The organism is Citrobacter sp. Cpo030 (assembly GCF_030333005.1).
In the GTDB taxonomy this organism is placed as follows: Bacteria; Pseudomonadota; Gammaproteobacteria; order Enterobacterales; family Enterobacteriaceae; genus Citrobacter; species Citrobacter portucalensis.
Genome location: NZ_JAOWGT010000074.1, coordinates 387,149 through 399,412, shown reverse-complemented (window position 1 = coordinate 399,412; position 12,264 = coordinate 387,149). Strand labels below are relative to the sequence as shown.

The window sequence follows — 12,264 nt, the reverse complement described above, 5'->3', positions numbered from 1 at the left end:
CCGGCCTGCATCTCCTGTAGGCCGGATAAAACGCAACTCACCATCCGGCATTACAAACACCCTCTCTCTTTCCCATTGTCTCATCACCCGACTCGCCCTCTCGTTTGAGAATCAGGTTCATACTCCTTAACTGTTCCGGTATAACGACCAGACAACAATATTTAAGGAGCTGTCATGAAGATTTCTCGCCTTGGAGAAGCACCGGATTATCGCTTCTCACTGGCAAATGAGCGTACTTTTCTGGCGTGGATCCGCACCGCGCTCGGATTTCTGGCGGCGGGGGTTGGCCTTGATCAACTGGCCCCGGATTTTGCCACGCCGGTCATCCGTGAGGCGCTTGCCTTGTTGCTGTGTCTGTTTGCCGGCGGTCTGGCGATCTACGGCTACCTGCGCTGGCTACGTAATGAAAAGGCGATGCGACTGAAAGAGGACTTGCCCTACACCCACAGCCTGCTGATTATCAGCGTCATGCTGACTATTGTGGCGGTGATTGTCATGACGCTGGTGCTGTATGCCGGATAGCCGCAAATCGCGACGCATCGCTGACCCGGGGTTACAACCGGAGCGGACTTCACTTGCCTGGTTTCGCACGTTGTTGGGCTATGGCGCGTTAATGGCGCTGGCGATTAAGCACAACTGGCACCAGGCGGGAGTGCTGTTCTGGATATCGGTAGTTGTGCTGGTGATAGTGGCGATTATCCTCTGGCGCTACACCCGCAGCCGTAATCTGATGGATGTGAGTCATAGCGATTTTTCTGAATCTCGCGCGGTGCGTGACAAATTTATGATCTCCCTCGCGGTGTTATCCCTCGCAATGCTGTTTGCTGTAACGCATGTTCGCCAACTTATCGTATTTATCGGGAATTTTGCATGACAGGATGTGAGAACATGGATGTTAGTGATGATGTTTTAAACGTGGTGATTGACCATCAGAAGTGTTTACAACCGGTTGAAGTGTACCGTGGTTTGCAACAAGGAAATGTTCGCCTGGTACAATTTATTCCGCTGGTTAAGCACGATGGTTCAGGTCATCTGACAGACGAATCGGTTACGTCTGAGGCGTGGGGCCGATTTTTAATTACGATATTTGATATCTGGGTACGTGAAGATATTAATCAGATATCTATCCAGCTTTTCGATAAAACGCTTCACCAGTGGTGTGGTCTGACGGCACAGATTGAACGACAGACCATGTCATCAATGAATACGCGTTGCCAGACATGCTCATTGTTTCAGTATTACCACGGTGATTGTCCTGCGTACTGCGAGGAAAATGGAAAGGGCGTGCTGTGTGCAGGCTATCAGGCTTTCTTCAGCCATACCGCACCGCATATGCGCGTGATGCGTGACCTGCTTAAGCAGCATCGTTCACCGATGGAGCTGATGGCGATGCTGCGTTAAGCTCAGCGGTATTTAACGTCCTTTGGCCAGATACTGCGCCATTTCATCTTCCGGGACCATGCCGCCGCCGGTCGCCCACACCAGGTGGGTGGCGTTATTGAGCTGCTCTGCGCTGAAGCCGTGCATCTGCTGATAGTCAGCAGAGGCGCAAACGTGTTGCGGACCTGCCATCCCGGCCAGCGCCGACGGCTCAAGGCGAATACCTTCTTCCTGCGCCAGCCAACCCAGCATGTCGTACATCGTCTGATCGTCCAGGGTGTACAGACCGTCGAGCAGACGTTCCATCGCCCGGCCAACAAAGCCAGACGCCCGGCCGACCGCCAGCCCATCCGCCGCCGTCAGGTTGTCGATGCCAATATCCTGCACGGAAATCGTATCGTGCAGTCCGGTATAAATCCCCAGTAGCATGCACGGTGAATGGGTGGGTTCTGCGAAGAAGCAGTGAACGTTGTCGCCGAAAGCCAGCTTCAGGCCAAACGCCACGCCGCCAGGGCCACCGCCGACGCCGCACGGCAGGTACACAAACAGCGGATGGTCGGCATCCACCACGCGCCCCTGCTGGGCAAACTGCGCCTTCAGACGCTGGCCAGCGACCGCATAGCCTAAAAACAGCGTGCGCGAGTTTTCATCATCGATAAAGAAGCAGTTCGGATCGGACTCTGCCGCCTTACGGCCCTGTTCAACCGCCACGCCGTAATCTTCTTCGTACTCCACGACCGTCACGCCGTGACTGCGCAGTTTGGCTTTTTTCCATGCGCGGGCATCGGCAGACATATGCACCGTCACCTTAAAGCCGATACGGGCGCTCATAATGCCAATCGACATGCCGAGGTTACCGGTGGAGCCTACCGCGATGCTGTACTGGCTGAAGAACTGTTTGAACTCGGGCGAAAGCAGAACGCTGTAATCGTCTTGTGTGGTCAGCAGACCGGCTTCCAGTGCCAGTTTTTCCGCATGGGTCAGTACTTCATAAATGCCACCACGCGCTTTAATCGAGCCGGAAATTGGCAGGTGACTGTCTTTCTTCAGCAGGATTTCGCCATTAATGCGCTGCCCGAACTCTTTTTCCAGCCGCTTTTGCATCGCCGGAATGGCAGCCAGCTCAGATTCAATAATGCCGCCGGTGGCTGCAGTTTCCGGGAATGCCTTTGCCAGGTACGGCGCGAAACGCGTCAGACGGGCGTGGGCATCCTGAACATCGTGTTCAGTCAGGCCAACATACGGTAAACCTTCCGCAAGAGAGGTGGTGCCAGGGTTAAACCAGGTTGTCTCCTTGAGAGCAACCAGATCTTCCACTAAAGGATACTGGGCGATAAGTGTTTGAATGTTTTCCATAGTCAGTCTCTTTGCGCTAGATAATAAAGGAAAGCAGGAATGTGCAAGCCAGTGCAATCACGGACGCGATAAATGTCGCGGTCGTATAGTATTTAAACGTTTCATTCAGGGTGGCACCGCAGTATTGCTTCACCAGCCAGAAGAGGGAATCGGTGACGATCGTGCAGCCAATAGCGCCAGAACCGATAGCAATGGCGATGATCTCCGGGCTGACGTTGGGATAGAGCGGCAGCATCGGTGCCACGATTGCCGTCGCGCCCATCATCGCCACCGTGGCAGAGCCCACTGCAGCGTGCAGGATTAACGCCACCAGCCACGCCAGTAGAATCGGGTGCATATGCATGTTTGAGAGGATCAGCGCGAGGGTATCCGCCAGCCCACTGCTCTTGAGGATAGCGTTGAATGCGCCGCCTGCGCCGATAATCAGCAAAATGTTAGCAATCGAGCCAAAACCATTTTCAGTGTGGGTCAGCAATGCACCCATACCGATGTGCTGACGCAGGCCGAGAATGTAATAGGCCACGAAAACGGCAATAAACATCGCGGTGATCGGGTTACCAATAAACTCCAGCAGCGTATATACCGTGCTGCCTTTCGCCATGTTCAGCTCAGCGACGGTTTTTACCAGCATCAGGCCAATCGGCAGCAGAACGGTAAACAGCGTAGCGCCCAGCGACGGTAGCGTACTTTCGTCACGCACTTTAAGGTCAGAAAACTCAGCCGGAACCGGTTTAAACGGCAGACGGTTACCGAGGAATTTCAGATACAGCGGACCGCCGATAAGCGAAGCCATCAAACCAACCAGTAAGCCGTAGACAATCACGGTGCCAATATCCGCGCCCAGCTTATTCGCCACGAACAGGGCAGCCGGATGCGGTGGTACCACGCAGTGCACCGCCATCAGCGCCGTACACAGCGGAATCGCCAGCTTCAGTAATGAAGTATTGGTTTTCTTAGCAATTGAAAAGGCCAGTGGAATCAACAGCACCACGCCGACTTCAACAAACAGCGTGATCCCGCAAATCAGCCCAACCAGAACCATAATGACGTCGGCGGATAGCCAGCGGCAGCGCTGCAGCGTCAGGCCAATGCGTTCGGCTGCGCCAGACACTTCCATCATTTTGCCCAGAATGGTCCCCAGGCCGATAACCGCGGCGAGGAAGCCCAGCGTACCGCCGATGCCACTCTCAATGGCATTGACCATATCCAACGGTCCCATGCCCATCATCGTACCCACGAAGAAGCTGGCTAACAGCAGCGCCAGAAACGGGTGGAATTTGAACTTCACGATGGTCAAAACGATTAACACTATGCTTATCAGCAGCGTGCTCACAACCCAGATTTGAGAGTGCATAACTCACCTTGCCCTGTGATTAATATAGGGTTATTGGACAAAAATAAGGCATGGTCTGACAAACGATATAAATCCCCATTCACATGAGCCAGATTGCATCAAATGCGTGATTTATGTCTAATTGCGCTTTGTTTATGCGATATGGTTCACTCTGATTCACCTTTGAGCTGATTTTTGCAGCGAACTTTTTTACACTCCAGCGCATGAATCAGAAGGAAAGGAGGTGAGAATGGATCCCCTACGCGAAGTCAGAAACCGGCTGCTCAACGGCTGGCAGTTGTCAAAGCTGTATACTTTTGAAGTGGCGGCCCGGCATCAGTCTTTTGCGCTGGCGGCAGACGAGCTGTCATTGAGCCCCAGTGCCGTCAGCCATCGCATAAATCAGCTTGAAGATGAGCTTGGTATCCAATTATTTGTTCGTTCTCATCGCAAAGTGGAACTCACTCATGAGGGCAAACGGGTATTTTGGGCGCTGAAGTCGTCACTGGACACGCTCAACCAGGAGATTCTTGATATTAAGAATCAGGAGCTCTCGGGGACGCTCACCGTCTACTCACGACCTTCTATCGCCCAGTGCTGGCTGGTTCCGGCGCTCGGCGACTTTACCCGTCGCTACCCGTCAATTTCGCTAACCATGTTGACCGGGAACGACAACGTCAATCTTCAGCGTGCGGGTATCGATCTCGCCATCTATTTTGACGATGCACCCTCCGCGCAGCTCACGCATCACTTCCTGATGGATGAAGAGATCCTGCCGGTGTGCAGCCCGGACTACGCCCGCCGCCATGACCTTACCGGTTCGCTGGTGAATTTGCCGCACTGTACGTTGCTGCACGACAGGCAGGCCTGGAGTAACGATTCCGGGACCGATGAGTGGCACTGCTGGGCGCAGCATTTTGCGGCGAATTTGCCGACATCGTCGGGGATTGGTTTTGATCGTTCTGATTTAGCAGTAATTGCGGCAATGAACCATATCGGCGTGGCGATGGGCCGAAAACGGCTGGTGCAAAAACGCCTCGACAGCGGAGAATTGATTGCGCCTTTTGGCGATATGGCACTGAAATGTCATCAGCATTACTACATCACTACGCTGCCCGGCAGGCAGTGGCCGAAAATCGAGGCGTTTATTGGCTGGCTACAGGAGCAGGTTAAATAAGCGGGTCGCGAATATTTTTTACGCTTTCGCTCTACACGGAAAGTGAAAAAGCGTGCTAAATACGTGATATCACTCCTGATGATTTGCGTAAGGACGACCGTGTTAAAGCCGATTGTTTCCCTTTTACTGTTGGCCAGCGCCACCGTGTGCGCCGCGCAACCTGCGTTGACGGCGGCGCAGTATGTGCAGCAGCTTGGGGTTGGGATGGACGTAGATTGGGCGCGTACCGATCGGGGCATCCGTGAATTCGATCCGCTGGTGGTGCGGGATTATAAGGCGAAAGGGTTGACCCATGTGCGCATTCGCGTGGCGGGAGAGCCTACGGAGGCGCGGCTTATACATCTGCGCAAGCTGGTGGAAGCCTGTGAGCAGTATGGCGTGATCCCGATAATCGCCTATCAGGCTGATGAGTATAAAAAAGACCCCAGTGTCAGTAACGAAAAGGAGGTGGTTAACTGGTGGGTGGCGGTGGCGCATTACTTTGGCCAAAGCTCGCCGTTGCTGGGTTTCGACCTGATTTACGAACCTGCCGATAAGCTCAACCATAATCAGGCGTCGCTCAATAGGGTGTATGACAAAACCATTCGTACCATCCATGCCATCGATCCACAGCGAATGATTTTTATCGCGCCGAAACTGCATGCCGCTCCGGAAGATTTGGTCAACCTAAAGTTGCCGCCGCAAAGTCAGAATACCGTGTTGGCTCAATGGCATATCTTCCCGTGGGGGCCGCTGAAAAATAACGGTAAATACCCGTGGACCTCAGGGACAGCGGCAGAAAAGGCCGCCATTCGCGCCCGTATCAATACCGCCATTCACTGGCAGCAGAAAACCGGTCATGTCAGCTGGGTAGGAGGCTGGTCGCCGGGAGAAACCATCAGGAACGCGCCTTCTGCCTCGCAAATGGCGTTTGCCCGCTTTATGGCTTGCGAGCTGAAGAAAGCGAAAATTCCCTATGCTATCAATGCGGATACGCAGTTCTATGATGGTGAGGAAGGGGCATGGAGACCGGCGCTGGAGCCGTTGTTGAATACCATGATTGCCCCTGAGTGTGAAAAGCCCGGCGAGAAGCCGGGCCATCATACGCTTAAACCGCCTGCCCCTGATGCGACACGCGTGACGCCAGCGGAAGCCAGCAAACAAAAATCAACAGCCCCATAAGGGTCATCAGCAGGCCCAGACTGGCTTGCCCGGTCTGCGGCAGCATGGCGGAGAACCACGCCAGCACGCCGGAACCAATGTTTTGTAATCCACCAACCAGCGCACCAGCAGTACCGGCCAGGAACGGGAAAGGCTCCATTGCGCCGCTGGTTGCCAGCGGAAACAGCATCCCGGCGCCGAAGAAAAACAGTGCGGCGGGAACCAGCAGCGTCCAGACGTTCATCACGTCGAACAGACCAGGGATCCACATCATCAAACCGGCGACCAGACAGCAGATAACCGACTGCCACATTAGCGTCGAGAAACGCTTATTCGGGCGACCGGCGAACCAGGCACCAAAAAACGCCGCTGGAATGGGTAGAATAAACAGGATACTGACCACCATGCTGCTTAAGCCGAGACGCGCGCCTAACAACACACCGGAACAGGCTTCGAAGACCGCAACGCCCGCCAGGCCGCCGATCAGCATCAGCACGTAACAGGTGAAAGAGCTGTTGCCAAACAGCGTTTTGTAGCTGGCGATAAGCCGTGGACGCGGAGCACCTGCGGGGCGCGTTTCCGGCATCCAGCGCGCCATGCTAAACGTGACGCCTGCGCACAGCACCAGCAGGAAGATGTAACAGGCACGCCAGTTCCACAGGGTATCCAGCATACCGCCAATCAATGGTGCCAGCAGTGGGCTGACAAGAATCCCCATGTTTAACAGGCTATTAGCGTGGCGTAACTGCGTGCCTTCGTACAGGTCGCGCGGTAACGTTCGCGCCATCACACCGCCGACGCCCGTTCCCATCCCCTGTATTGCGCTGGCGATAATCAATACCGTCAGGCTGTGGGTGGTTATGGCGACCAGCGTAGCCAGCATAAAAATGGACATCCCGGCGAGGATCACCGGGCGGCGGCCAACGCGATCGGAAAGTGGGCCGTAAATCAGTTGTGACAGACCGTAGGTCAACAGATAGGCGGCCATCACGCTTTGCACCGCCCCTTCGCGAACGTTCAGTTCACGTGCCATATCAGCAATCGCGGGGATATAAATGGTTTGCGCCATCTGACCTACCGCCACCAGTAATACCAACATCAACAACAAATTGACGCTTCTATGCCTTTTCATTTCGCTGATTACTTTTCAAAAAGTGAAAAAATAAGAATAAGGTGCTGCACTTTCCCGTAAATGCGCGTGGAATCTACCACAACAGAAAAAGAAGGCCAGATAGTGGGCTGGAATGTTTAAACGATGAACGGCAGGAAATGTAAACAAAAAGCGGCAACAAATGTTGCCGGATTGCATCGGGTTTACAGAGGTCATGATAAGCGTAGCAAAACTGCGCCTATGGCAATGCCTCCAGCCGCAACAAGACGTATTCCGGCAACCTTCTCTTTCAGTAGCAGCCACGCGAGCAGCGCGCCAAACAGGATGGAAGTTTCACGCAGCGCAGCGACTACCGCCAACGGAGCCTGAGTCATGGCCCACAGCGCCAGACCGTAAGAACCCATTGTGCCAATTCCGCCAAGAATACCTTTCTTCCACTGCTGTACCAGATAGCGTGACGCTTCCCGGCGTCGGGCAATCATCGCCCAGCCCAGCAGGCAGGAGCCGTTCAGAAAGAAGGTCCACAGCGTATAACCCAGCGCGGTTTCTGATAAACGTACGCCGGTGCCATCAACCAGCGTATATCCGGCGATAAAGCAGGCGTTAATGAGCGCCAGCACAATCCCGCGTTGCGAGCTGCTGCGTCCGTTAAACGCCATGCCGAGGATCGCCAGACAGATTGTGGCAATTCCCACCCAGGCCAACATAGAAAGGCTATCGCCAAGAAACAGGACGCTGATAATCGCGACCAGCAGTGGCGCTGTGCCGCGCATTAACGGATAGGTCTGGCTCATATCCGAAACCTGATAGGTTTTGGCGACCAGGACGGTATATACAATTTGCAACACAGTTGAGACGGCTAAAAACGGCAGGCTGGCGGCGGAAGGTTGCGGCGCAAAGGGTAAGCAAATCAATGCCATAATTGCAGCAGAACCGCTGACACCGATCGCTGAGTACAGTTTATCGTTTCCAGCTTTAACAATGGCATTCCAGCTGGCATGCAGCAGCGCGGCGAACAGCAAAATGCAGAAAACAGAAAGCGTCATGGTGGAATTCTTCCCTGAGAATGTCATAAAAACGTAACATATTGGCGCGACACAAGCACCAGGGAGAAGGTGAAAGGGGAGCGGAGTGTTACCCGCCCCCCTTAGGTGCGACTTGAATCTGAATTACTTAACGTATTTCAGAACGGCATCAAGTAGTTGCAGTGCTGCAACAATGAGTTTGAGGATAAGAATAGCGATATCCACGAGGCTCATACGCTCTCCTTTTGGTACAAGGAGCACGGTGCTGACGTACCTCGCCGCTGCCTGTTGCCAGCACCTTTGTTGACATAACACAGTGTGCTCACACGGGGGTTAAGGCGCTGACGGCACCACCCGTTTCAGCCAGGACTTTGATGCGCCGGTTTACGATGCGGCCCCCGCATAACACCTTGCGTACCGAGACATTATAGATAAATACTGTATAAATTAACAGTATTTTATGGATGTTACGCTATTCATGTTCCATACTCAAAACCATCAAAATTCGTGCCGAAATTGCGTGTTCTTCGCAGAACGCGTATACTTTTTTCGTTGACATAACACAGTGTGTTCGGCGGCTACCAACCGCACAGCACTGAAAAAAACCTCGCTCCGGCGGGGTTTTTTGTTTTTCAGCAATGCACAACGAAATGTGATCATTGACGCATTTTTATGCAGATGAAAATTTTTCCATTGTCACGCTGAAAAACCTGTGTTTGTATAAATCCAGTTAATCAACAAACAGACAGGTCCCTAATGAACCCTTCCATGCTGACTGCGACCCTACTAAAAACTGCGCCATCTCGCGCAGCGGTCGTCGTGCGTGTGGTGGTGGTCGTCGGCAATGCGCCGTAGGGTCCGAATCAACACACGATTCCAAAACCCCGCCGGCGCAAACCGGGCGGGGTTTTTCGTTTCAGAGACCTGCCCGGAGCAAAGGCCCAGAATAAAAGGACTGGAGCATGGCAAGTTCGGGCATAACATCCAAGCGTACGCGTTTTACGGGCGCAGAATTCATCGTTCATTTCCTGGAACGCCAGGGCATTCAGGTTGTTACCGGTATTCCTGGCGGATCGATTCTTCCCGTCTATGACGCCTTAAGCCAAAGCACGCAAATCCGTCATATCCTGGCGCGCCACGAGCAGGGTGCAGGGTTTATCGCGCAGGGAATGGCGAGAACCGATGGCAAACCCGCCGTCTGTATGGCCTGCAGCGGACCGGGCGCAACCAACCTGGTGACCGCCATTGCCGACGCGCGTCTGGATTCCATCCCGCTGGTGTGTATCACCGGTCAGGTTCCGGCCTCAATGATCGGTACCGACGCTTTCCAGGAAGTCGACACCTACGGCATCTCTATCCCCATCACTAAGCACAACTATCTGGTCCGCCATATCAGTGAATTACCGCAGGTCATGAGCGATGCGTTCCGCATTGCGCAGTCCGGACGTCCAGGCCCGGTGTGGATAGACATTCCTAAGGATATTCAAACCGCTGTTTTTGACATTGAAGAGATGCCGGAGCCCGCGCAGAAAATGGCGGCACCAGAGTTCAGCCAGGACAGCATTCGCGATGCCGCAGCCATGATTAACGCCGCACAGCGTCCGGTGCTGTACCTCGGCGGCGGCGTGATTAACGCACCTGAGCGCGTGCGCGAACTGGCAGAAAAAGCGACGCTGCCCACCACCATGACCTTAATGGCGCTCGGTATGCTGCCGAAAGCACATCCGCTGTCGTTAGGCATGCTGGGCATGCACGGTGCGCGTAGTACTAACTTTATTCTGCAAGAAGCGGATTTATTGATTGTTCTGGGCGCACGTTTTGATGACCGGGCGATTGGTAAAACGGAGCAGTTCTGCCCGAACGCCAAAATCATTCACGTAGATATCGACCGCGCGGAACTGGGTAAAATCAAACAACCGCACGTGGCGATTCAGGCGGATGTCGATGAGGTTCTGGCGCAATTGATCCCATTAATTGACGCGCAGCCGCGAGAGTCGTGGCATCAGACGGTGGCCGATTTACAACGTGAATTCCCTTGCACTATTCCGCAGGAAAGCGACCCGCTCAGCCATTATGGATTGATCAACGCCGTGGCTGCCTGCGTAGACGACAGCGCCATTATCACCACCGACGTAGGCCAGCATCAGATGTGGGCGGCACAGGCTTATCCGCTGAACCGTCCGCGTCAGTGGCTGACCTCCGGCGGTCTGGGGACCATGGGCTTTGGCCTGCCAGCGGCAATTGGTGCAGCGCTGGCCAATCCAGACAAAAAAGTGCTGTGCTTCTCCGGCGACGGCAGCCTGATGATGAATATTCAGGAAATGGCGACAGCCAGCGAAAATCAGCTGGATATTAAAATCATCCTGATGAATAACGAAGCGTTGGGTCTTGTATATCAGCAGCAGAGTCTGTTCTATAAGCAGGGTGTTTTTGCCGCGACCTATCCGGGGATGATTAACTTTATGCAGATAGCCGCCGGGTTTGGTCTCGAAACCTGCGATCTGAATAACGAAGCGGACCCACAGGCAGCGTTGCAGGAGATTATTAATCGCCCTGGACCTGCGCTGATTCACGTACGCATCGATGCCGAACAGAAAGTGTACCCGATGGTGCCGCCGGGTGCGGCAAACACAGAAATGGTGGGGGAATAAGCCATGCAACAGCAGACTCATGACAACGTAATCCTGGAACTCACCGTACGCAACCATCCGGGCGTAATGACTCACGTTTGCGGGCTGTTCGCCCGCCGCGCGTTCAACGTAGAAGGCATTCTCTGTCTACCGATTCAGGACAGCGATAAGAGCCGCATCTGGCTACTGGTCAACGACGATCAACGTCTTGAGCAGATGATAAGCCAGATCGACAAGCTGGAAGATGTGGTGAAAGTGGCCCGCAACCAGTCCGATCCGTCGATGTTTAACAAAATCACCGTGTTCTTTGAGTAAGTTAGTCGCCGTCTGAATCCGGGGTGATCACTTTGACAGAGCCGTTCCGGCAGTGGGTTGCGTAATCTGCCGGTAACGGACGGTCGCTTATCAGTACGTCAAAGGTGGAGAGTGGACCAATGCTGGCGGGGGCGACCTCATCGAACAGGGCGTGGCGCGTCAGCAGAATTTTGCGTAATCCGCGTTCCATCGCTTTGCGTTTTGTGGCCAGATCGTCCGGATTGAACCAGCTAACGCCGAAATGCTCATGGACTCCGCTGGCGGAGATAAAGACTTTCCGTGGGTTGAGTGCATCCAGCGGGGAGGGATTGCTGGTGTCGTAAAAGGCGTCACTTTTCGCCCGGTAGGTCCCCCCGCAAAGAATCGCTGTGGCGTTGGGCTTTTCATTTAGCGCTACGAACACCCGGTGCGAGTAGCAAATCCCGGTAAAGGAAATATCGTCCGGGATCATGCTGACCACCAACGGCATTTCCGCACCATTATCAAAAAAGACCAGATCATTTTCACTCACCAGTCCCGCAGCCAGAATGGCAACCGGTAAATCGTCGCGGTGATACTGTTTTTGCGCGGGGAGTGGCGCGTTAACGATGGCGGCAGGTTTGTTCACCATCACAATGTAACCACCGAGCAGCGTGAGCGGTAACGGCTCGTCATCCTGACTGAGATCCCGACGAATAGTCATCACGGAAACTTCCAGCATTCGTGCCGCCTCTTTCAGATGGATTCGGTCGGTCTTCTTCAACAATTCCATCAGACGTCGAATACGTTCTTTTTGCTTAGTTTCCATGTGCTTCTCC

At 54.0% G+C, this 12,264-nt stretch carries 14 protein-coding genes; 8 read left to right on the top strand and 6 right to left on the bottom strand.

The window, feature by feature from the left end; all coding sequences use genetic code 11:
• Window positions 1–174: 174 nt before the first annotated feature.
• The 3 genes from OGY37_RS21225 to OGY37_RS21215 are packed head-to-tail and all read left to right on the top strand — an operon-like array spanning window position 175 to window position 1,401.
• Complete coding sequence (locus tag OGY37_RS21225; protein ID WP_003023888.1) at window positions 175–522, top strand: YidH family protein; 348 nt, start codon at window positions 175–177, stop codon at window positions 520–522.
• Entirely contained in the window at window positions 512–874 is a 363-nt protein-coding gene (locus OGY37_RS21220; RefSeq protein ID WP_003827101.1) for a DUF202 domain-containing protein, read from the top strand. The genes OGY37_RS21225 and OGY37_RS21220 overlap by 11 nt, the downstream gene beginning before the upstream one ends.
• Before the next feature lie 14 nt (window positions 875–888).
• Window positions 889–1,401, top strand: a complete 513-nt coding sequence (locus OGY37_RS21215; protein WP_286621813.1) for a radical SAM protein — start codon at window positions 889–891, stop codon at window positions 1,399–1,401.
• Window positions 1,402–1,413: 12 nt separating this feature from the next.
• Here OGY37_RS21215 and dsdA read toward each other — a convergent pair whose 3' ends face one another.
• Together dsdA and dsdX are read right to left on the bottom strand one after the other, a co-directional pair.
• Complete coding sequence (gene dsdA / locus OGY37_RS21210; protein ID WP_286621812.1) at window positions 1,414–2,736, bottom strand: D-serine ammonia-lyase; 1,323 nt, start codon at window positions 2,734–2,736, stop codon at window positions 1,414–1,416.
• A 16-nt stretch (window positions 2,737–2,752) separates the two neighbouring features.
• Complete coding sequence (gene dsdX, locus OGY37_RS21205) at window positions 2,753–4,090, bottom strand: D-serine transporter DsdX (protein WP_048227357.1); 1,338 nt, start codon at window positions 4,088–4,090, stop codon at window positions 2,753–2,755.
• Between the two features lie 229 nt (window positions 4,091–4,319).
• Between dsdX and dsdC the strand changes: the two genes are divergently transcribed.
• The gene (dsdC, locus tag OGY37_RS21200) at window positions 4,320–5,246 is read left to right on the top strand and encodes a DNA-binding transcriptional regulator DsdC (RefSeq protein ID WP_286621809.1); all 927 of its coding nucleotides are present in this window, start codon (window positions 4,320–4,322) and stop codon (window positions 5,244–5,246) included.
• Window positions 5,247–5,324: 78 nt separating this feature from the next.
• A complete protein-coding gene (locus OGY37_RS21195) occupies window positions 5,325–6,407 on the top strand; it encodes a cellulase family glycosylhydrolase (protein ID WP_286621808.1) in 1,083 nt (360 codons plus the stop codon).
• On the opposite strand, the gene emrD is transcribed toward OGY37_RS21195, so the two are convergent.
• The 3 genes from emrD to tisB form a co-directional block, all read right to left on the bottom strand.
• The gene (emrD, locus tag OGY37_RS21190; protein WP_032934162.1) at window positions 6,334–7,518 is read right to left on the bottom strand and encodes a multidrug efflux MFS transporter EmrD; all 1,185 of its coding nucleotides are present in this window, start codon (window positions 7,516–7,518) and stop codon (window positions 6,334–6,336) included. The two genes, OGY37_RS21195 and emrD, sit on opposite strands and share 74 nt — an antisense overlap.
• A 191-nt stretch (window positions 7,519–7,709) precedes the next feature.
• Window positions 7,710–8,543 carry an EamA family transporter gene (locus tag OGY37_RS21185; protein WP_284969139.1) on the bottom strand — a complete coding sequence of 278 codons (834 nt, stop codon included), beginning with the start codon at window positions 8,541–8,543 and terminating at the stop codon, window positions 7,710–7,712.
• A 123-nt stretch (window positions 8,544–8,666) separates the two neighbouring features.
• The gene (gene tisB / locus OGY37_RS21180; protein WP_003023909.1) at window positions 8,667–8,756 is read right to left on the bottom strand and encodes a type I toxin-antitoxin system toxin TisB; all 90 of its coding nucleotides are present in this window, start codon (window positions 8,754–8,756) and stop codon (window positions 8,667–8,669) included.
• Window positions 8,757–9,278: 522 nt separating this feature from the next.
• Between tisB and ivbL the strand changes: the two genes are divergently transcribed.
• The 3 genes from ivbL to ilvN all read left to right on the top strand — a co-directional run bounded on the left by ivbL (window position 9,279) and on the right by ilvN (window position 11,467).
• Window positions 9,279–9,377: an ilvB operon leader peptide IvbL gene (ivbL, locus tag OGY37_RS21175; protein ID WP_003827118.1), complete on the top strand. Its 99-nt coding sequence runs from the start codon at window positions 9,279–9,281 to the stop codon at window positions 9,375–9,377.
• 107 nt (window positions 9,378–9,484) lie between these two features.
• The gene (gene ilvB, locus OGY37_RS21170) at window positions 9,485–11,173 is read left to right on the top strand and encodes an acetolactate synthase large subunit (protein ID WP_003827120.1); all 1,689 of its coding nucleotides are present in this window, start codon (window positions 9,485–9,487) and stop codon (window positions 11,171–11,173) included.
• 3 nt (window positions 11,174–11,176) lie between these two features.
• On the top strand, window positions 11,177–11,467 hold the full coding sequence (gene ilvN / locus OGY37_RS21165; protein WP_003023914.1) for an acetolactate synthase small subunit: 291 nt from the start codon (window positions 11,177–11,179) through the stop codon (window positions 11,465–11,467).
• Between the two features lies 1 nt (window position 11,468).
• Here ilvN and OGY37_RS21160 read toward each other — a convergent pair whose 3' ends face one another.
• Window positions 11,469–12,254 carry a DeoR family transcriptional regulator gene (locus OGY37_RS21160; protein WP_003827122.1) on the bottom strand — a complete coding sequence of 262 codons (786 nt, stop codon included), beginning with the start codon at window positions 12,252–12,254 and terminating at the stop codon, window positions 11,469–11,471.
• Window positions 12,255–12,264 lie beyond the last annotated feature (10 nt).